We start from the raw sequence: 19,973 nt of genomic DNA, 5'->3' as shown, positions 1-19,973 counted from the left end.
GGGTGCTCCTCTCAGCCCCGGATCTTGAATCGGTCGCCGGTGTCCTCGCTGGGCTGGACGACGACGAAACCCTGGCCCTTGAAGCCGATCTGCAGCGCCTCGCCGCTGCCCCGGCCGATCAGGGCGCTCGCCTTGACCGTGCGCCGCGCCTTCATCTCGAGGCCGGTGGTCCAGGCGACGAGCGCGTCCGGGTCGACGTACGTCTCGCGCTCGGCGCAGTCGAGCACGGTCGGAATGCCCCGGCTGACGAGGGCGACCCAGCCGGTGCCGCGGATGACGAGGTTCGTCAGCCCGGACCCGGACAGCTTGGCGATGCCCTTGACCGGCTCGATCGAGAGCTGAAGGGAGGCGTCGCAGGCGAGCAGGGTCGCGCCGTTGACCGAGAGCGCCTCGTCGGCGAGATGGACCACGACGACATCCGCGCCGTAGTCGGCGAGGTAGAGGTCGCCGTCGCCACGGCAGAGCATCAGTTTGCCGCCCTCGCCGGTGACCATCGCCTCGGCGGTACGGCGCAGCGTGCCGGGGGGCGCGTCGAACTGCACATAGCCGTCGTACGCGATCATCGAGCCCGACTTGGCTATCAGGTCCTGGCCCGTGACCATCGTGACCTTGAGCGTCTTGGCGCTGTGCACGGCCATCCGGACGCCGGTGGGCGCGGGGCGGTGGGCCGTGAGCGTGTGCGTATCCATGGCCTGCCTCACACCTCGAAGGGCTGGACGACGACGAAGTTGCCCGGGGCGCCCCGGAACTGGAGGTTGATCGCCTCCGACTGGCTGCTCGCGTAGCCGGAGCGGCGCAGCCGCAGCGCGGCCGTGGTGACGGCCTGGGCACCGGCCGACCATGCGATCACGGCGCTGCCGTCGACGTACGTGGCGGGGCCGACGGGGAGGACGACCGGGATGCCGCGCGTCTTCACGACGACGGCGCCGGTGCCGGAGAAGAGCATCGAGAAGAACCCGCCGCCGGGCAGTCCCGCGCCCTCGATCCGGCGTATCTCGGTGTCCAGGGACTCGTCGAAGGCCAGGACGCCATGGGCGCTGGTGTAGAGCTGCTCGCCCTGGAGGCGGATGACGAAGAGCCGGCTGGCCTCGTCGGCGAGGAACACCTCCCCGTCGCCCGAGCAGCGCATCAGGGCCATGCCCTGGCCGGTGAGCTGGCCGGTGAGCTTGCCGAGCAGTCCGGAGCCCTTGTGGGCGAAGTCGATGTCTCCCTGGTAGGCGACCATGCTGCCCTGCTTGGCGAGGATGGACTGCCCCTTGGTGAGGGTGGCCCGCACCTGCTGGGGGTTCTGCTCGGTCCACCGGTCGCCGACGGCCACCTCGGCGTACTTGGTGAGGACGACGCGCAGTCCGGCCTCGGCGGGAACGGGCCCCGGCGCCTGGACGCCGCCGAAGGGCTGGCCCGGCACACCGGGCGGGCCGGGTATTCCGGGCGGGGTCTGAGCGCCGGGCGGCTGGGGGGCGAAGGGCGCGGGCACGGCGTCGGGTGGGGTCATCGGTGCGGGGATGGTCGGCGCCGAGTACATCTGCGGACTCACGGGAGCAGGCGCAGGCGCAGTTGTGGGCGCGGGCACCGGGGCGGCCGGCGCACCGAACGCGGGAGCGGTGGCGGGTGCGGGCGCCGGTGGGGCCGCCTGCGCGGGCGGAGCGAACCCGGGCGCGGCCTGCAGGGCCGGCTGCGGCTGCTGCGCGGCGGGCTCCTCCTCGGCGACCTCGCCGCCGAAGTTCTTCAGGAGCGCGTCCAGGCCCCCGTCGAAGCCCTGGCCGACGGCGGCGAACCGCCACACGTCCTTGAGGTAGAAGTCGCCGAGCATCACCGCGCGTTCGGTGGAGAACTCGGAGCCGGAGAAGGCGTACCGCACGACCTCCTCACCGCCCGCCACGATCCGGATGTACCCGGGACCGATCTGCGACATCTGGCCGGCGCCGTCGATGGTCGCGGTGAACGAGAGCCTGTGGATGCTCGTGGGGATGCGGTCCAGCGTGACCCGGAACGACTCGGTGTCACCCGCCTGCGCGCCGAGCAGCTGGATGGACTCCTCGGGCGACTTCGGCTGGTTGAAGAAGATGAAATACCGGTCGTCCGAGAGCTGTTCACCGGCGTCGAGGCCGAAGCAGCTGATGTCGAAGGTCAGTCCGGGCGCCGCGATCTGCACGCCCACATACAGATCGGTCCCCGGAGTCAGATCACTGATCTTGGCCTTGTGGCCTCGTTGGAATTCCCTGGCCATGCGTAACGACCGTCCCCCATCCCGACGAACTCTGAATACGTCGCGCCAGGCTAACCGCTGCGAACGACAATGAGCCAAGCCGGGACGGAATCGGTACAGACCGGCCGGACTCACTCTCCGCGCGCGGTGGGGAGATGGGGAAGGCGGTCCGCCGCGACCACGCCTTCGAGGTAGCCGCGAGCCCGCTCGGTGCGCGGATACGCCTCCAGGAGCCGCCAGAAGCGCGGCCCGTGCCCCGGGACCAGCAGATGGGCCAGCTCGTGGACCAGCACGTAGTCGACGACGTACTCCGGCATGCCCTGGAGCCGGTGGGACAGGCGGATGCTGCCCTCAGCCGGGGTGCAGGACCCCCAGCGGGTGTTCTGATTGGTCACCCAGCGCACCGACGTGGGCCTGGCGCGGCCGTCGAAGTACTGCTCGGACAACCGCTCTGCGCGCTCTGTCAGTTCCGCGTCCCCGAGGGTGCGCTTGCTCTCCTGGGCCGCGAGCTTGTCGAGCATCACGGTCACCCAGCGCTGCTCCTCCGCCTCGGACATGCGGGCCGGGATGAGCACGATGGTGCGGTCGCCCTCCCGGTACGCGGAGACCGTTCTGCTGCGCCGGGCGCTTCTGCGGACCTCGACAGCGCTCGTCGCGGAGGAGCGGGAGGTGAGTCGGGTCACGCTGCGCTGCTGGCTTTCGGCGCTGTGCGGTCGGTCGGCGGACACGCCCCGACGTTACCCGCTGTCAGTGGAGGAAGTCCCGCCTCCGGGTCGGTTCACGCGTGATCCATTCGACGGCTCGCACCATTTGAACGACTAATACCCGATGCCTGTGGATAACTTTCCGGGCACGCTGCCGGGTCCGTGCATTCTGATGCGAGAAAGATCCACACGACGCGGAAGAGCGGCGCGTGGAAACGGAAGCGGAACGAGGTCCGAACGAGCGGACCCGACAGGGGGGCGGAAATGCATCCGATGGTGAAACCGGCGCTGCGGCGCGCCTGGCGGGACCGCCAGTATGTGCAGTTCGGCGCGACACCCGCGCATGCGGTCGTGGTCGGACCGGTGGACACGGCGACCGGGAGTCTGATGTCGCTGTTCGACGGGACACGGGGAATGCCCCTGCTCCGGGAGGAGGCCAGGTCCATGGGGCTGCCCGAGGGCCAGGTGGACACGCTGCTCGGACGGTTGACGAAGGCGGGCCTGGTCGACGACGCGACGGGCGGCGGGGCAGCGGCCGATGCGTTACGGCAGCGGGCCGGCGCGCTCGACCGGCTGCGCCCGGACCTGGCCTCACTCTCCGTCGTCCATCCGGAACCAGGCGGCGCAATGGCCCGGTTGGCCGCCCGGAGCGCGATGCGGGTGCAGATCCGGGGTGCGGGCAGGGTCGGGGCGGCGGTCGCGGCGGTGCTGGCCGCCTCGGGTGTGGGCACGGTGGAGGTGTTGGACGGAGGTCTGACGGAGCCCTGGGACGTGGCGCCCGGCGGGCTTACCGCCGATGCGGTGGGCGAGCGCCGCGCCACCGCGGCGGGGCAGCTGGTGCGGCGGTCCGCCCCGGGCAAGGTGCCCCGGACGCCACGACGGCCACCCGGCGGGCCGCCTCTGGACGAGCCCCCGCTCTCCCTGGTGATCATCGCGCCTCGGGACGGCCTCGCGGCCTACGCTCCCGATTCGGCAGCCTCCGGGCAGTGGATCGCCACCGGTACTCCCCATCTCTATGCGGGGGTTGTGGAGGCCACCGGCGTGGTCGGACCGCTGGTGCTGCCCGGCGGCAGCGCCTGCGCCGGATGTCTGGACCTGGCCAGGGCCGAGCGGGACCCTGCGTGGCCGCGGATGCTGGCGCAGTGGCGCTCCGGCCACCGTGGCATCACCGCGGGGCCCTGTGATCTGGGGCTCGCCACCGCGGTCGCGGGGCTGGCCGCGGCCCATGCGCTGGCGTTCCTGGACGGTGAGCTGCCGGCGAGCACAGGAGCACGGTGGGAGGCGTCACTGCCGCTGCTCGACTGGGCTTCCTCGCCGATCAGGGCTCATCACGACTGTACCTGCGGTGCCGCTGGGCAGACTGAGGGGGAGCGCGCCTCGGGGGCCGGGACGCCGCAGGACACAATGGCCGGGTAACCGCCGCACGCGACACGGCAGTCTGGGATCTGGAGGGGCGCCATGTCTGATCTTCCCCGGAAGGCGGTCACTCGTACCGCCAAGTTGGCCGCTCTTCCCCTCGGCTTCGCCGGGCGTGCCACCTGGGGCCTGGGCAAGCGGATCGGTGGCAAGTCAGCGGAGATCGTCGCGCGAGAGCTGCAACAGCGGACGGCGGAGCAGCTGTTCAAGGTGCTCGGCGAGCTCAAGGGCGGCGCGATGAAGTTCGGGCAGGCCATGTCCGTCTTCGAGTCGGCCTTGCCGGAGGAGATCGCGGGCCCGTACCGCGCCGCGCTGACCAGGCTCCAGGACGCCGCGCCCCCGATGCCGACGAGCACGGTCCATGAGGTGCTGAGGGAGCGGCTGGGCGAGGACTGGCGAGACCTCTTCCTGGAGTTCGAGGACAAGCCCGCTGCCGCCGCCTCGATCGGACAGGTCCACCGCGCGGTCTGGCACGACGGGCGCGAGGTCGCGGTGAAGGTGCAGTACCCGGGCGCCGGTGAGGCGCTGCTGTCGGACCTCTCCCAGCTGAGCCGGTTCGCCCGGCTGCTGGGCCCGCTGATTCCGGGGATGGACATCAAGCCCCTCATCACCGAACTGCGGGACCGGGTCTCGGAGGAGCTGGACTACGGACTGGAGGCGCAGGCCCAGCAGGAGCATGCGGCGGAGTTCGACGGCGATCCGGATGTGGTCGTGCCGGACGTGGTCCACCAGGGCGACCAGGTGCTGGTGACCGAATGGATCGACGGCATACCGCTCGCCGAGGTGATCAGCGACGGCACCCAGGAGCAGCGGGACCGAGCGGGGCAGCTGCTGGCCCGCTTCCTCTTCGCCGGCCCCGCACGCACGGGTCTGCTCCATGCGGATCCGCACCCGGGGAACTTCCGGCTGCTGCCCCCGGCCGACGAGGACAGCGGTGAGGAGGGCGAGCAGGGCGGCGAGGGCTGGCGGCTCGGCGTGCTGGACTTCGGCACGGTCGACCGGCTCCCCGGCGGACTGCCCGGGACCATCGGGGAGTCCTTGCGGATGACCCTGGCAGGCGAGGCCGATGCGGTCTACGGACTGCTGTGCGAGGAGGGATTCGTCAAGGAGTCGATCGCTCTCGACCCCGACGCGGTGCTCGACTATCTGCTGCCGATCATCGAGCCGGCCGAGGCCGACACGTTCACCTTCACCCGGAGCTGGATGCGCAGCCAGGCGGCGCGGATCGCCGACCCCCGCTCCCCCGCACACCAGTTGGGAAAGCAGCTCAATCTGCCGCCCGCGTATCTGCTGATCCATCGGGTGACGCTGAGCACCATCGGCGTGCTCTGCCAGCTGAACGCGACAGTGCGGCTCCGCGATGAGCTGGAGTCCTGGCTGCCGGGCTTCCTGGCGGAGACGGACGAGGCCGAGGGGGCGGAGGAGGCGAGGGAGGCGAGGGAGCTCGCGGAAGCCGGCGAGACGGACAGGGACGACCTGGTCGTGGAGGCCTGACCGGTCGCCTCGGCCACCATCACCACCAGGCGGAGTCGAGCCGCCCCTCGATGGCCCTGATGTTGGCGCGGGCGCAGTCGTCGCAGAAGTAGTGGCGCCGGCCGTTCTCCACGGAGCACGTCCAGGTCGGTGGAGCGCCCTCGGCGACCTTGCCGCACCGGGAACACACGACGTTCTCGGCACCCGGCTGGACTGGGTGATGAGTGTGCTGGTCCACCTCGTGACGATAACCCCACCCGGGCCGACGGGCAGGGACAACGCACCGCGGGGGCCGGTCGGTTCGGACCGGCCCCCGCGGTGGGAGCTGTGCGTGGTGCCTGAGGGCCTGGCTCAGTTCATGACGGCCATGGCCAGCGCGCGGCGGGCCCGCAGCGACACGCGCTCGGCGCGGCGCTGCATCCGCCGGGCGGCTACCAGGCGCGCGGCCTGGCGTTCCGACTCGGCTTCCCGCAGGCGCTCGTGCATATGCGCACGAGCCAGGGCTTCTGGGATGAGTTGCATCTCACGGGTCCTGTTCTGACGCGAGGTGTTCGCGTCGAAGGTGGTGGTGGCTGGGGTGCTGGCGGAGCCGGACGGCTCGCTGGCGGAAGAGGTCATCGGGGCCTGCTTCTGGGGATCGTGCGTGAGGGGACGGTCGATGGTGCCGACGGCGTTCATGCCGCGACCGGGTTCTTGCGCGGGCGACCACGCGGCCGCTTCCGGGCGACGACGACGCCCTGGACGAAGAGCTCTCCGCCCCAGACGCCCCACGGCTCACGCCGTTCCTTGGCGCCGGCGAGGCAGGCCTCGATCAGCGGGCAGGTCCGGCAGAGGGACTTGGCGTACTCGACATCGGCCGGCGACTCCGCGAAGAAGACCTCCGGGTCGTTGGAGCGGCAGGGGACGGGCACGCCGAGGTTCTCGATGGCGTCGTCGAGCGCGGTCAGCGCGGTGAGCGGGGTCAAGGTGGAGTCCTCCGTGAGGCCGGGCGGGGGGATCGTTTCGGAAGGCGGTACGGACGGGGCGTGCGCTTCGAGTTGCACGGTGGTGTTTTCCTCGTCTGGTCTGTCCGGTCTGTTGACCGGGCTTCGGCTGGTACCGGGTCTTGCTGGTCCCGAGGCCCCTTCGCTCCGTTTCCTCATCGGGGAAAACAGAAGGGCCGCGGATCCCGGGTGGGGTTCCGCGGCCCTGAAGGCGCCGGCCTGATTCTGGATCAGGCTGGATCACTCCAGGGTTCGAGCCCACGGAAGGCCCACATCGTGTGGTGCTGCGTCGTCTGCTTCTTGCTGCCGGCACTGGCCGCCGCGATGGCGTAGGCCTTCGCCTCTGCCGCCGCTACTCCTGCTTCCAGTGCCTTGGTCGGTCGCTCATTGCGCTCCCGGACGGGCAGACCCGCAGGAAGGGAGACCGGACGGACGGCCGCGAAGCCGGACAGACCGGTGCCAATGAACGCCGAACCGGAGAGGCCGAGCGAGCAGGCGGAGACGACCGAGCGATCGGTCATTTTGACGGCGGTGCGGATGAAGCTGGTGTTGATGCTGATCACTGGAATCGCCTCCTCTCGGCGTCTCTGGGACCGGCCGGGGCCGATCACGCGTATTCGGATAAGTACAGCACGACAACAGGGCTTCAGAGAAGCGCCTGTTCCCGTGGTTAAGAACCTATGGGGATGACTGGGGCGGGCGCAAACTATTTTTTCGACGAGTTTGCATCAGTCCTCCTCGTCACCCCCGTCACCCTCCTGGCCTGCACAGATGGCCAGGACATCGGTGCCGAACCGCTCCAGCTTGCGCCCGCCGACGCCGGAGATCCCGGCGAGCTCGCCCTCGCTTCCGGGCACGGCCTCGGCGATCGCCATCAGGGTCTTGTCGGTGAAGACGCAGTACGCCGGCTGGCCCAGCTCCTTCGCCTGCTCCGAGCGCCACTCACGCAGCCGCTCGTACAGCGCCTCGTCCATGTCCGAGGGGCAGTCCTCACACCGCATCAGCTTCATCTCGCCGGCATCGGTGAGCGTCTTCCCGCAGACCCGGCACACCACCGGACCGCGTCGCTTGCGCCGGCCGCCGGCGGCGCCACGCTCGATGCCTCCCGCACCACCCGCACGACCCGCTCCGGGCGCGGTGGAGCCCGGCCGCAGTCCGGCCAGGAAGCGGGTGGGGCGACGGGAGGCCCGGCCGCCGGGCGACCGGGACAGCGCCCAGGAGAGCGACAGATGCAGCCGGGCGCGGGTGACGCCCACATACAGCAGCCGACGCTCCTCCTCGACCTGCTCGTCGGTCTTCGCGTAGGTGATCGGCATCATGCCCTCGGTGAGGCCGACCAGGAACACGGCATCCCACTCCAGGCCCTTCGCCGAGTGGAGCGACGCGAGCGTGACGCCCTGGACGGTCGGGGCGTGCTGGGCGGCCGCCCGCTCGTCGAGCTCCGCGACGAGATCGCCGAGGGTCGCCTCCGGCTTGACCCGAGCGAAGTCCTCGGCGAGCCGGACCAGGGATGCCAGGGACTCCCAGCGGTCCCGGACCGCGCCGGAACCGGCCGGGGGCTCGGTCGTCCAGCCCTTCGTCGAGAGCACGGCGCGCACCTGCGACGCCAGGTCCCCGGCGTCGTCCAGCAGGGGGTCGTTCCCCCCTGCCCGGGCGGCGCCGCGCAGGGCGACCCCCGCCTCCCGGACCTCCGCACGCTCGAAGAAGCGCTCGGCGCCGCGCAGCTGGTACGGCACGCCCGCGTCGGCGAGGGCCTGCTCATAGACCTCGGACTGCGCGTTGACCCGGTAGAGCACCGCGATCTCACCGGCCGGGACACCGGCCGCGATCAGGTCCCGGATCCGCCGGGCGGTGCCTTCGGCCTCCGCGGGCTCGTCCGCGTACTCCGTATAGGCCGGGTCGGGGCCGGGATCGCGCTGCGAGATCAGTTCCAGCCGGTGCTCGGCGGCGCGGCCGCGGGCCTGGCCGAGCAGTCCGTTGGCCAGATGGACGACCTGGGGGGTCGAGCGGTAGTCACGGACCAGCTTCACCACCGTGGCGCTGGGGTGGCGGGTGCGGAAGTTCAGCAGGTGGTCGGGGGTGGCTCCGGTGAAGGAGTAGATCGTCTGGCTGGCATCGCCGACGACGCACAGGCTGTCGCGGTCGCCGAGCCAGAGGTCGAGCAGCCGCTGCTGGAGGGGCGACACGTCCTGGTACTCGTCCACCACGAAGTGCTGGTACTGGCGGCGGATCTGCTCGGCGATGTCGTGGCGGTCCTGGAGGATGCCGACCGTGAGGAGCAGGACGTCCTCGAAGTCGATCACCGAGCGGTCGCGCTTCAGCTGCTCGTACATCGCGTAGATCTGGCCGATCTCCGCGGGGTCCCGGGGGGCGTCCCGCAGCGACTTGGCAACCGCCGCCGGATAGTCGGCCGGCACCGTCTGGGTGACCTTGGCCCACTCGATCTCGCTGGTCACATCCCTGAGCTCATTGCGGTCGAGCCGGAACCGGCAGCGTGCGGCGGCCTCGGCCACCAGCTGGATCTTCCGCTCCAGCAGCCTCGGCAGCTCGCCGCCGACGGCTTTCGGCCAGAAGTACTGGAGCTGGCGCAGGGCGGCCGAGTGGAACGTGCGGGCCTGCACTCCGCCCGCACCCAGCTGCCGCAGCCGCCCGCGCATCTCCCCCGCGGCACGGTTGGTGAACGTGACGGCCAGCACACTCGCCGGCTGGAGTATCCCGGCGCGCACTCCGTAGGCGATGCGATGGGTGATCGCCCGCGTCTTGCCCGTACCGGCGCCGGCCAGGACGCACACCGGCCCGGCGAGCGCGGTCGCGACCTCGCGCTGCTCGGGGTCGAGCCCGTCGAGCACCGCGTCCGCGGACACGGGGACCTGAGGGAAGAGAGTGGAGTGCGTTGCTGCTGTCACCCCGCCATGCTGCCAGGTTCCACGAGATCACCGGGACCGTTGTCCACAGGGGGACAGGACCGGTCGTACAAATGCAGGTGCCGATCGCCTCGCGCAGCCGCCCTGCCCGTCCGGGAATACGGGAATGGGAACGGGATCGCGTACGTTCTTTCTCCGGACGCCCCTGTGGGGCACCCCTGAGCCAGAGGAGCGGAGAAGAAGATGCAGGGATCTCTGACGATGTACAGCACGACCTGGTGCGGCTACTGCCGGCGGCTGAAGAGCCAGCTCGAGCGGGAAGGGATCTCGTACGTCGAGGTCAACATCGAGGAGGACCCGCAGTCCGCGGCCTTCGTCGAGAAGGCCAACGGTGGCAACCAGACGGTTCCCACCGTCCTCTTCGCCGACGGCTCGACGCTGACCAACCCCTCGCTGGCGCAGGTCAAGCAGAAGATCGGCGCCTGAGGCCGGGGCTCATGCGGCCGAGCCGGGCTTGGGGAGCGGCTTGCCGTACCAGAGCTCGATGAGGCGGGCCGCGATCGAGATCCCGTAGGGCGGCAGCACCTCACCGGACTCGAACGCGGCGCGCAGGTCGTCTCGTGAGAACCAGCGCGCCTCGTGGATCTCCTCGCCGTCCACGGTGATCTCCGACGAGGTGGCGCGGGCCATGAAGCCCAGCATGAGGCTGTACGGGAACGGCCAGGGCTGGCTGGCGACGTACTCGACCTCGCCGACCCGGACGCCCGCCTCCTCGTGGACCTCGCGGATCACGGACTGCTCGATGGACTCGCCGGGTTCGACGAAACCGGCGAGCGTCGAGAAGCGGCCCTCGGGCCAGTGCACCTGGCGGCCCAGGAGCGCCCGGTCCTCCTCGTCCGTGACCAGCATGATCACGGCCGGGTCGGTGCGCGGGTAGTGCTCGGCGCCGCAGGCCGGGCAGCGGCGGATGTGTCCCGCGGCCGCGATGACCGTGCGCTCGCCGCAGCGGGAGCAGAAGCGGTGGAGCCGCTGCCAGTTCTCCAGGGCGACCGCGTGCACCATGAGGCCCGCGTCGCGCGGGGAGAGGAGCAGTCCGGCTTCGCGCAGCCCGGCGGGGCGCGCGGACTGGTCCATGCGCCCGGGCAGTGTGTCCTTCTGCAGGGCGAAGTAGCTGACACCGTCCTCGTCGGTGCCCAGGAAGTACCGGTGGGTCTCGGTCGGCGGGGCCTCGAAGGCGGGGGTGGTGACGAGCTCGGTGCCCCCGTCGGGGGTGTCGTCGATGAGCACCTGTCCGCCGGAGACCACGAACACCCGGGTGCTCGGGTGGCTCCACGCCGCCGCCAGCCATGCCTCGTCGAGTCGGTGGTGCGCCGCGCGGTCGATGCCGCTCGGCGCGGTGAGGCCGATCGGACGCGCATCGCCGTGGGCGGTGTCGGCGATGTGATTGAAGGTGCTCACAGGTACTTCCAACTCCCCCGGGGTGGGTGTCTGTTCAGCGAAGGGCGCGGGCGAGTTCGCCCCACAGGTGGGCGGTGGTCTCGACACCCTTGAGCAGCAGTGCCAGTTCGACTTTCTCGTTGGGCGCGTGCCAGCCGTCGGACGGTACGGAGATACCCAGGAACAGCACGGGCGCACCGAGCACGTCCTGGAGGTCGGCGGCCGGTCCGGAACCGCCCTCACGGGTGAAGCGGATCTTCTCCCCGTCGAAGGCACGGCTCATGGACCGGGCGACCGCCTGGAGCGCGGGGTGGTCCAGGGGTGTCAGACAGGGGCGGGTCGCTCCGCCGAAGGTGATCGCGTGCCTGATGCCGGCCGGGACGAGCGAGGCGACCCAGCTGCGGATCAGCTCCTCGACGCGGTCCGTGTCCTGGCCCGACACCAGGCGGAAGGAGAGCTTCAGCCGGGCGGACGCGGGGATGATCGTCTTTCCGCCGGGGCCCTGGTAGCCGCCGCCGATGCCGTTGACCTCGGCGGTCGGCCGGGCCCAGACGCGCTCCAGGGTGGAGTAGCCGGCCTCGCCGAGCGTCGCGCGCGACGCCGCCGTACGCAGCCACTCGGACTCGTCGAAGGGCAGTTCGGCGAGGAGCTCGCGCTCGGCGGGGGTCAGCTCCGCGATGCCGTCGTAGAAGCCGGGGATCGCGACGCGCTCGTTCTCGTCGTGCAGGGCGCCGGCGAGACGGGCGGCGACGGTGGCCGGGTTGGGCACGGCTCCGCCGAAGGAACCCGAGTGGATGTCCTGGTCCGGGCCGTGCAGCTCGATCTCGCACTCGGCGAGGCCGCGCATCCCGGTGCAGACGGTGGGGGTGGTCTCGGACCACATACCGGTGTCGGAAACGATCACGGCGTCGGCGGCGAGGCGGTCCGCGTTCCGCTCCACGAGGGCGCGGAAGTGGGGTGAACCGGACTCCTCCTCACCCTCGACGAGGAGCTTCAGGTTGACGGCGGGGGCGGTGCGGCCGGTGGCGGCGAGGTGGGCGCGCACCCCCAGGGTGTGGAAAAAGACCTGGCCCTTGTCGTCGGCCGCGCCCCGCGCGTACATCCGGCCGTCCGTGACGACGGGCTCGAACGGGTCCGTGTGCCAGCCGTCCTCGCGGGCGGCGGGCTGGACGTCGTGGTGTCCGTAGACGAGGACCGTCGGGGCGTCCGGGTCGCCGGACGGCCACTCGGCGAAGACGGCCGGGGCGCCGGCGGTCTCCCAGACCTCGGTGGCCGGGAAGCCGGTCTCCTTGAGCTTCCCGGCCAGCCACTCGGCGCTGCGCCGTACGTCCGCGGCGTGCTCCGGCTGTGCCGACACGGACGGGATGCGCAGCCACTCGGCGAGGTCGTCGAGGAAGGCGGCGCGGTGCTGCGCTATGTACGTGCGGACGGCGCTGTCCGGGGTGTCGCTCATGCCTTTGAGCCTATCCGGAGCCGGGAGCGGGTTCGCCCGGCGCCCGGTCGCCGGGATCCTCGCCGCTCCGGTCCCCGGCGCGCGCGTCCTCAGCGCGCGTCCTCGACGCGCGCATCCTCGGCGTTCGGATCGTCGAGGAGGATGCGCTCCAGGCCCGCGCGGTCCGGCAGGCCGTCGGGACGGACGATCTCCCCTGTCCGTACGTACAGGAAGGCCGCGGCGACCGATTCCGGCGGAATGCCGTGCTGCTCTGCCCAGGCCAGCCGGTAGACGGCGAGCTGGAGCGGGTCCGCGTCGCGGCCCCGGCTGGTCTTCCAGTCGACGATCTCGAACGCACCCGTGGCCCCGTCGCGGTAGACGGCGTCGATCCGGCCCCTGATGATCCGGCCCGCAAGGGTGAGCTGGACCGGCACCTCCACCCGGAAGGGCGCGCGGCGGGCGTACGGGGTGCGCTCGAAGGCGGCCTTGAGCGCGGCGAGATCGCGCTCGTCGGCGATCTCCGCCTCGTCCGGGTCGTCCGGGTCGCGGCCCGGCAACTCGTCCGGCCCGAGCATGGGCAGCGGCACCTCCTCGAACCTCGACTCCACCCAGGCGTGGAACCGCGTGCCCCGGCGCGCGGCCCGCTGCGGGGGGCGCGGCATCGGGCGCGCCAGCTCCTGTGCGAAACCGTCCGGGTCGGCGGCGAGCCGCAGCAGCTGGGAGGCGGACAGCGCCGGAGGTACGGGGACGTCGCGCACGGCGGCGCGGGCGCGGCGCAGCTCACCGGTGAGGGCTTCGAGATCGCGGTCCCAGGAGGCGATGGTGCGGGTGTCCTCGGGGGTGAGGCGCGAGGGGCGGCGTTGGGCGGGGAGACAGAGGGCGCTCCCCTTGTCGGCGGGCTCGTCCTGCTCGTGGGGCCCATCCGCCTCATGAGATCCGTCCGGCTCGTGAGATCCGTCCGGCTCGACGTCGGCGATGCCGACGTCATCCGGGTCCTCCGGCCACGGCTCGTCGGCCCACGGCTCGTCGGCCCACGGCTCGTCGGGCGACGACTCCTCAGGCCAGGGCTCGTCCGGCCATGGCTCGTCGATGTCCTGGGCGTGTCCCGTCCGGTGGGCCCGGTCCTCCTGCGGCCACGGTTCGCCGCCGTCCGAAACGGCCTCCGGGACGGCCTCCGGTGCCTTCTGCGGTCCGGTCCGCGATCCGGTCTGCGGTGTTGTCCCCGGATCCGTGTTCAGGTGCGCGAGCACCAGGTCCGCGGCCGCGCGGCGGCGGGACATCGCCGTCGGGTCCAGCGGCAGCGGCCAGGCGTGCTCCGCGGCGGCCTCGTGGAGCGCCGGGTTCTCCGCGTCCTCCTCCGGCTCGTCGGCCCATGCCTCGATCTCGCCGAAGCCCGCCGCGCAGTGGTCGTACAGGGCCTGGAGGAAGGCGGACGGACCGCGTCGGCGCTTCTGGGACGGCCCCCACCAGTGGGCCGAGCCGAGCAGGAGGGAGCGGGGGCGGGTGAAGGTCACATAGCCCAGGCGGAGTTCCTCCGTGTGCTGGTGGTCCCTCATCTCTTCCTTGAACGCCTTCATGCTCCTCGCGTCCCATCCCGTGATGTCCGGGAGGGTCTCGGCGTCGCCGCGCAGCGCATGCGGCAGCACCTTGGCCTGGGCCGTCCAGGACTCGCGGGAACGGGTGCTCGGGAACTGGCCGGCGACCAGTCCGGGCACCGCGACGACGTCCCATTCGAGTCCCTTGGACTTGTGGGCGGTGAGCACCTTCACCGTGTTCTCCCCTCCGGGGAGAGCGTTGTCCAGGCCCTTCTCGTACTGCTCGGCGGTGCGCAGGAAGCCGAGGAAGGCGAGCAGCGTGGCCTCGCCGTCCAGTGAGGCGAACGAGGCCGCGATGTCGAGGAAATTGGCGAGGGTCTCGCGGCGGCGGGCCGCGAGGGCGTGCGGGGACGCGGAGAGTTCGACCTCCAGGCCGGTGGTGGCGAGCACCCGGTGCAGCACGTCCATCAGCGGATCGGCGAGGGAGCGGCGCAGGTCGCGCAGCTCCTGGGCGAGGCGGGCGAAGCGGACACGGGCCTCGGCGGAGAACGGCAGGCCGTCGTCCGATCCGGCCGGCTCCAGGAAGGTGTCGAGCGCGTCGGCGAGGGAGACCACCTCGGCGGGGTCCGTGCCCTCGACGGCCGCGGCGAGGCGCTCGTCGGGGTCCGTGCCGTCGTCGTCACGCGGCCGGTGGACGAGGAGCCTGGCGCGGCGGCCGAGCAGGGCGAGGTCGCGCGGGCCGATGCGCCACCGGGGGCCGGTGAGAAGCCGTACGAGCGAGGCGTTGGCCCCCGGGTCCTGGAGGACGTCGCAGACGGCGACCAGGTCGGCGACCTCGGGCAGATGGAGCAGTCCGGAGAGGCCGACGACCTCGACGGGGATGTCGCGGGCGACGAGGGCGCCCTGGATCCCGGCGAAGTCCGCCGCCGTACGGCACAGGACGGCGATCTCGCCCGGTTCCCTGCCGGTGCGGACGAGATGGGCGATCGAGTCGGCGAGCCACGCGATCTCCTCGGCGTGGGTGGGCAGCAGTGCGATCCGTACGGAGCCGTCGCGCTCGGCGCCGGGTGCGGGCCGCAGCGCCTCCACGCCCTCGTGCATGGCGCGCAGCGGCTCGGCGAGGCCGTTGGCGAGGTCGAGGAGGCGGCCGCCGCTGCGGCGGTTCTCGCTGAGCGAGAAGCGGGTGGCGGGTCTGCCGTCCCGGTACGGGAAGTGCTCCGGGAAGTCGTCCAGGTTGGCGACGGAGGCGCCGCGCCAGCCGTAGATCGCCTGGCAGGGGTCGCCGACCGCCGTGACGGCGTGGCCCGTGCCCCCGCCGAAGAGCCCGGAGAGCAGCAGCCGCTGCGCGACGGACGTGTCCTGGTACTCGTCGAGCAGGACGACACGGAATTCGTCGCGCAGGATGCGGCCCGCCTCGGGGCGGGTGAGGGCGAGCTCGGCGGAGAGGGCGATCTGGTCGCCGAAGTCGAGGAGGTCACGGGCGCGTTTGGCGGTCCGGTAGCGGACGACGAGGTCGAGCAGCTCGCTGCGGGCCGCGGCGGCCTCGGGGACCTTGCGCAGGTCGGCGTTGGTGAGCGTGGCCGACTCCAGGGCGCGCAGCAGCCCGGTGTCGTGGGCGGCGAGCCGCTCGGGGGTGACGAGATGCTCGGCCAGCTCGGCGTCGAGCGCGAGCAGATCGCTGACCAGGGAGGGGAAGGACTTCGTCAGTGCCGGGTACGGCCCCGGGGCCTCGCGCAGCACGCGGGCGGCGAGCTGGAAGCGGGTGGCGTCCGCGAGCAGCCGCGAGGTGGGCTCCAGGCCGATGCGCAGGCCGTGGTCGGTGAGGAGCTGTCCGGCGAATGCGTGGTACGTGGAGATGCGCGGCTCGCCCGGGGGGTTGTCCGGGTCGATCGTGTCCGGGTCGGTGACCCCGGCCCGGACGAGCGCGATGCGGACGCGCTCCGCGAGCTCGCCGGCCGCCTTGTTGGTGAAGGTCAGTCCGAGGACCTGCTCGGGGGCGACCTGGCCCGTGCCCACGAGCCACACCACGCGGGCGGCCATCACCGTCGTCTTGCCCGACCCTGCCCCGGCCACGATGACCTGCGGGGCGGGCGGCGCCGTGATGCAGGCCGTCTGCTCCGGGGTGAACGGAATGCCGAGGAGCTCCTTGAGCTGCTCGGGGTCGGTGATGTGTGCGGACACGCCAGAGAGGCTAACGGCCGCCACTGACAGCGCCCGGGGCCGTCCGGTCTCCGTCCCCGTCCCCCGTCCCGGTCTCCGTCCCCGTCCCCCGTCCCGGTCTCCGTCCCGGTCTCCGTCTCGGTCGACGACGTGCTCAGTCGACGACGTGCCTGCCCTCGGGCTGTGCGCTGCACGAGGCACGGAAGGCGCACTGACCGCAGTGCGTCCCGGTGGTGGGGGTGAAGCGCTCGTCGAGCACGCGGCCGGCGGCCGTGGCGAGCAGGTCGCCGACCCAGTCGCCGGCGAGGGCATCCTGGGCCTGGATCTTCGGCAGGGCGTCGCCGCCCTCCTTCTGGGGGGCGGCCTGGCGCAGTTGTACGAGTTCGGCGCCGCCGGGTTCGGGGCGGCGGCCGTCGAACACGTCGTCGACCGCGCCTTCGCGGACGGCGAGCTGGTAGACGGCCAGCTGGGGGTGGTGGGCGACCTCGTCCCGGCTCACGGGTGCCTTGCCGGTCTTGAAGTCGACGACATACGCGCGGCCCTGCTCGTCCTGCTCGACGCGGTCCATGGAACCGCGGATCCGTACTTCGTACGGACCCGCGTCGAGGGTCACGTCGAACTCGTGCTCGGTGGCGGCGGGCGTGCGGCCGCCGCGGTCCATGACGTGCCACCGCAGGAAGCGTTCCAGGGCGACGCGCGCGTTCTCCTTCTCCTGCCGGGACTTCCAGGGGGCGTCGAACGCGAGCGCGTCCCAGACGGAGTCGAGGCGCTCCATGAGGACGGCGAGGTCGGCGGGTGTACGGCCGGCCGCGACCTCGTCGGCGAGTACGTGGACGACGTTGCCGAACCCCTGGGCGGCGGTGGCCGGGGCGTCGGCCTTGACCTCACGTCCCAGGAACCACTGGAGCGCACAGGTGTTGGCGAGCTTCTCCAGGGAGCTCGGGGAGAGCGCCAGGGGCAGGTCGCGGTCGCGGAGGGGAACCGCGTTGTGGGTCGGTTCGTTCAGGCCCCACCAGCGGTACGGGTGCGCTGCGGGGACGAGTGGCTGGCCCTCGTCGTCGGTGAGCGCGGCGAGGCGGGCGAGGCGCCGGGCGGCGGCGTCGCGCAGCTCTTCGGACGCGTTCGGGTCGACGGTGGTGGCGCGGAGTTCGGCGACGAGGGGGGCGACGGCGAGAGGGCGCCGGGGGCGGCCGGTGACGTCCCGGGGCTCGGTGCCCAGTTCGGTGAGGAAGCGGGAGGGCTGGTCGCCGTCGTCGGCCGGTGCCTTGACGGCGGTGACCACGAGGCGGTGGCGCGCGCGGGTGGCGGCGACGTAGAACAGGCGGCGCTCCTCGGCGAGGAGGGCGCCGGGGGTGAGCGGTTCGGCGAGGCCGTCGCGGCCGATGCGGTCCGCTTCCAGGAGGGAGCCTCGGCGGCGCAGGTCCGGCCAGAGCCCTTCCTGTACGCCGGCGAGGACCACCAGGCCCCATTCGAGGCCCTTGGAACGGTGGGCGGTCATGAGGCGTACGGCGGCGGGGCGGGCGCTGCGGCGGCTGAGGGTGTCGGCGGCGATGTCCTGGGCCTCGACCTCCTCCAGGAAGTTGAGGGCGCCGCGGCCGCCGGTGCGTTCCTCCGCGCGGGCCGCGGTCTCGAACAGGGCGCAGACGGCGTCGAGGTCGCGGTCGGCGTTGCGCCCCGCGGCGCCGCCGCGGAGGGAGGAGCGCTGGAGGCGCTGCGGCCAGGAGGTTCCGTTCCAGAGCTCCCACAGGGCCTCTTCGGCGGTGCCGCCGCCGTCGAGGAGTTCACGCGCCTTGCGCAGGAGCACGCCGAGGTGCTGGGCGCGGCGGGCGTACGCGGGGTCGTGTGCCGTGAGCCGCTCGGGTTCGGCGAGGGCGCGGGCGATGAGGGTGTCCGAGGGCGGCGGGATCCTGTTCCCGGCGGCCCGCTCCTCGTCCCGGAGCGCCCGGCCGAGGCGGCGCAGGTCGGCGGTGTCCATCCCGCCGAGGGGCGAGGTGAGGAGGGCGAGGGCGGTCTCGGGGTCGAGGTGGTCGGGATGGCCGGCGTGATCGACATGGTCGGGGCCGTCAGGACCGTGAGGGCCGTCAGGGCCGTCAGGGCCGTCAGGGCCGTCAGGGCCGTCAGGGCCGTCGGCATGGTCGGGGCCGTCGGGACGGTCAGCATGGCCGGGACTCTCAGGCTGCGCCTGGGCGCCGGAAGCCCCCTGCTCGCCCGGTACCGCGGGCGTCCCGGTGTCCTCGGCGACCTCGGCGACCTCGGCGACCCGTGCTGCGGGCACCTTCGGGGCGACGCCGCCCGGCGTCAGTGGAGTGGCGGCCGCTCTGAGGGCGGCCAGCAGGGGGGTGACCGCGGGTTCGTGACGCAGGGGGACGTCGTCGCCGTCCGTTTCGACGGGAACTCCGGCGGCGGTCAGGGCGCGGCGGAGCGTGGGGAGGCTGCGGTTGCCGGCGCGGACGAGGACGGCCATGTCGTTCCAGGGGACGCCGTCCTCGAGATGAGCGCGGCGGAGGAGGTCCGCGATGTTGTCGAGCTCGGTGGAGGCGGTCGGGTACGTGCAGACCTCGACGCGGCCGCCCGCGCGGACCGCCTTCAGCTCACGGTGGGCGCGGACCTTCTCCGCGGGCAGCCGGGTGAGCGGCATGCGCTGGGTGAGCAGCCGGGTCGCCGCGAGCAGCGCGGCCCCCGAGCGGCGCGACGCCGTCAGGACGGCGACCGGCGCCGGACGCCCGTCGGTGCGCGGGAAGGCGTCGGGGAAGTCGAGGATGCCGTTCACATCCGCGCCCCGGAACGCGTAGATCGACTGGTCGGGGTCGCCGAAGGCGACGAGCGTCCGGCCGCCTCCGGCGAGCGCCCGCAGCAGCCGTACCTGGGCCGGGTCGGTGTCCTGGTACTCGTCGACGAAGACCGCGTCGTAGCGCGCGGCGAGCCGGTCGCCGGACCCCGCCGCCTCGGCGAGCAGCGCCGCGCGGTGGACCAGTTCCGCGTAGTCGAGGACGCCCTGGAGGTCCAGGACGTCCAGGTACTCCGCCAGGAACGCCGCGGCCGCGTGCCAGTCCGGACGCCCCGTACGCCGCGCGAACGCCGCCAGCGCCTCCGGGCCGAGGCCCAGCTCACGGCTGCGGGCGAGGACGGCACGGACCTCGTCCGCGAACCCGCGCGTGGTGAGACAGGCCCGGAGCTCGCTGGGCCAGCGCGCCCCCGCGCGCCCCTCGCGCTCCAGGTCGAGCTGGCCGGCCAGCAGGTCACGGACCGCCACGTCCTGCTCGGGTCCCGACAGCAACCGCAGCGGTTCGGCGAAGAGGTCCGCGTCCTGGTGCGCGCGGACCACCGCGTAGCAGTACGAGTGGAAGGTGGTCGCCTGCGGTGCCCGCTCCCCTCCCAGCCGCAGCGCCATCCGGTCGCGCAGCTCCACCGCCGCCTTGCGGCTGAACGTCAGGACCAGCAGCCGCTCCGGCTCCGCGCCCTGCGCGATCCGTGCCGCCACCGCCTCGACCAGCGTCGTCGTCTTCCCGGTGCCCGGCCCGGCGAGCACGAGCAGAGGTCCCCGTTCATGGTCAACCACTGCGCGCTGGGACGCGTCCAGGAGAGGGGGATCCACCGGGCCCGGCGCGGTACGCACCAGCCGGTACGCGCCCGGAGTCCCCTCCCTGCGCCCCTGCGGGCGCGGGGGGACCCCCTGCCGTACCCGACGGTGCGGTGTACGCCCGGTGGAAGAGGAGGAACTCACGTGGATCGCCGGTCCTGGGGGGTGTGCTTGTGGTGA

At 72.5% G+C, this 19,973-nt stretch carries 15 protein-coding genes; 3 read left to right on the top strand and 12 right to left on the bottom strand.

All coding sequences use genetic code 11. The features are described from left to right. Nucleotides 1–11 precede the first annotated feature (11 nt). From KK483_RS24020 to KK483_RS24010, 3 genes are all read right to left on the bottom strand, one after another. Nucleotides 12–689: an AIM24 family protein gene (locus KK483_RS24020; protein ID WP_262007310.1), complete on the bottom strand. Its 678-nt coding sequence runs from the start codon at nt 687–689 to the stop codon at nt 12–14. Between the two features lie 8 nt (nt 690–697). Then, a complete protein-coding gene (locus KK483_RS24015; protein ID WP_262007309.1) occupies nt 698–2,230 on the bottom strand; it encodes a TerD family protein in 1,533 nt (510 codons plus the stop codon). Between the two features lie 110 nt (nt 2,231–2,340). Further along, nucleotides 2,341–2,937, bottom strand: coding sequence for a M48 family metallopeptidase (locus tag KK483_RS24010; RefSeq protein WP_399014712.1), 597 nt, complete (start codon nt 2,935–2,937; stop codon nt 2,341–2,343). 240 nt (nt 2,938–3,177) lie between these two features. Here KK483_RS24010 and KK483_RS24005 point away from each other — a divergent pair, with 240 nt between their 5' ends. Further along, nucleotides 3,178–4,329, top strand: a complete 1,152-nt coding sequence (locus KK483_RS24005) for a ThiF family adenylyltransferase (protein WP_262007308.1) — start codon at nt 3,178–3,180, stop codon at nt 4,327–4,329. Between the two features lie 42 nt (nt 4,330–4,371). Next, entirely contained in the window at nt 4,372–5,823 is a 1,452-nt protein-coding gene (locus tag KK483_RS24000; RefSeq protein WP_262007307.1) for an AarF/ABC1/UbiB kinase family protein, read from the top strand. Between the two features lie 19 nt (nt 5,824–5,842). On the opposite strand, the gene KK483_RS23995 is transcribed toward KK483_RS24000, so the two are convergent. The 5 genes from KK483_RS23995 to KK483_RS23975 form a co-directional block, all read right to left on the bottom strand. Further along, complete coding sequence (locus KK483_RS23995) at nt 5,843–6,040, bottom strand: hypothetical protein (protein WP_262007306.1); 198 nt, start codon at nt 6,038–6,040, stop codon at nt 5,843–5,845. A gap of 113 nt (nt 6,041–6,153) precedes the next feature. Continuing rightward, nucleotides 6,154–6,480: a hypothetical protein gene (locus KK483_RS23990; RefSeq protein ID WP_262007305.1), complete on the bottom strand. Its 327-nt coding sequence runs from the start codon at nt 6,478–6,480 to the stop codon at nt 6,154–6,156. Further along, complete coding sequence (locus tag KK483_RS23985) at nt 6,477–6,845, bottom strand: WhiB family transcriptional regulator (protein ID WP_262007304.1); 369 nt, start codon at nt 6,843–6,845, stop codon at nt 6,477–6,479. Before KK483_RS23985 ends, KK483_RS23990 begins: the two co-directional genes overlap by 4 nt. Before the next feature lie 170 nt (nt 6,846–7,015). Next, nucleotides 7,016–7,348 carry a hypothetical protein gene (locus KK483_RS23980; RefSeq protein ID WP_262007303.1) on the bottom strand — a complete coding sequence of 111 codons (333 nt, stop codon included), beginning with the start codon at nt 7,346–7,348 and terminating at the stop codon, nt 7,016–7,018. 165 nt (nt 7,349–7,513) lie between these two features. Then, nucleotides 7,514–9,691: an ATP-dependent DNA helicase UvrD2 gene (locus KK483_RS23975; RefSeq protein ID WP_262007302.1), complete on the bottom strand. Its 2,178-nt coding sequence runs from the start codon at nt 9,689–9,691 to the stop codon at nt 7,514–7,516. A 201-nt stretch (nt 9,692–9,892) separates the two neighbouring features. Between KK483_RS23975 and KK483_RS23970 the strand changes: the two genes are divergently transcribed. Then, complete coding sequence (locus KK483_RS23970; RefSeq protein WP_262007301.1) at nt 9,893–10,135, top strand: mycoredoxin; 243 nt, start codon at nt 9,893–9,895, stop codon at nt 10,133–10,135. A 9-nt stretch (nt 10,136–10,144) separates the two neighbouring features. On the opposite strand, the gene nudC is transcribed toward KK483_RS23970, so the two are convergent. The 4 genes from nudC to KK483_RS23950 all read right to left on the bottom strand — a co-directional run bounded on the left by nudC (nt 10,145) and on the right by KK483_RS23950 (nt 19,937). Continuing rightward, entirely contained in the window at nt 10,145–11,107 is a 963-nt protein-coding gene (gene nudC / locus KK483_RS23965; RefSeq protein WP_262007300.1) for an NAD(+) diphosphatase, read from the bottom strand. A 34-nt stretch (nt 11,108–11,141) separates the two neighbouring features. After that, nucleotides 11,142–12,539 (bottom strand): dipeptidase, encoded by a 1,398-nt coding sequence (locus KK483_RS23960; protein WP_262007299.1) that lies wholly within the window; start codon nt 12,537–12,539, stop codon nt 11,142–11,144. A gap of 89 nt (nt 12,540–12,628) precedes the next feature. Beyond that, nucleotides 12,629–16,234 (bottom strand): UvrD-helicase domain-containing protein, encoded by a 3,606-nt coding sequence (locus KK483_RS23955; protein WP_262007298.1) that lies wholly within the window; start codon nt 16,232–16,234, stop codon nt 12,629–12,631. A gap of 133 nt (nt 16,235–16,367) precedes the next feature. Then, nucleotides 16,368–19,937 (bottom strand): ATP-dependent DNA helicase, encoded by a 3,570-nt coding sequence (locus KK483_RS23950; RefSeq protein WP_399014704.1) that lies wholly within the window; start codon nt 19,935–19,937, stop codon nt 16,368–16,370. Nucleotides 19,938–19,973: the final 36 nt, after the last annotated feature.

The organism is Streptomyces sp. FIT100 (assembly GCF_024584805.1).
Classification (GTDB): domain Bacteria; phylum Actinomycetota; class Actinomycetes; order Streptomycetales; family Streptomycetaceae; genus Streptomyces.
Note: the sequence above shows the minus strand (reverse complement) of the source record. Positions and strands in the feature narration are given on the sequence as shown.

Excerpts from the sequence above, each read along its gene's own strand:
- KK483_RS23990 (WP_262007305.1), bottom strand. The coding sequence starts at position 6,480 with ATGAACGCCGTCGGCACCATCGACCGTCCCCTCACGCACGATCCCCAG.
- KK483_RS24005 (WP_262007308.1), top strand. The coding sequence starts at position 3,178 with ATGCATCCGATGGTGAAACCGGCGCTGCGGCGCGCCTGGCGGGACCGC.
- KK483_RS23970 (WP_262007301.1), top strand. The coding sequence starts at position 9,893 with ATGCAGGGATCTCTGACGATGTACAGCACGACCTGGTGCGGCTACTGC.
- KK483_RS23960 (WP_262007299.1), bottom strand. The coding sequence starts at position 12,539 with ATGAGCGACACCCCGGACAGCGCCGTCCGCACGTACATAGCGCAGCAC.
- KK483_RS24020 (WP_262007310.1), bottom strand. The coding sequence starts at position 689 with ATGGATACGCACACGCTCACGGCCCACCGCCCCGCGCCCACCGGCGTC.
- KK483_RS24000 (WP_262007307.1), top strand. The coding sequence starts at position 4,372 with ATGTCTGATCTTCCCCGGAAGGCGGTCACTCGTACCGCCAAGTTGGCC.
- KK483_RS24015 (WP_262007309.1), bottom strand. The coding sequence starts at position 2,230 with ATGGCCAGGGAATTCCAACGAGGCCACAAGGCCAAGATCAGTGATCTG.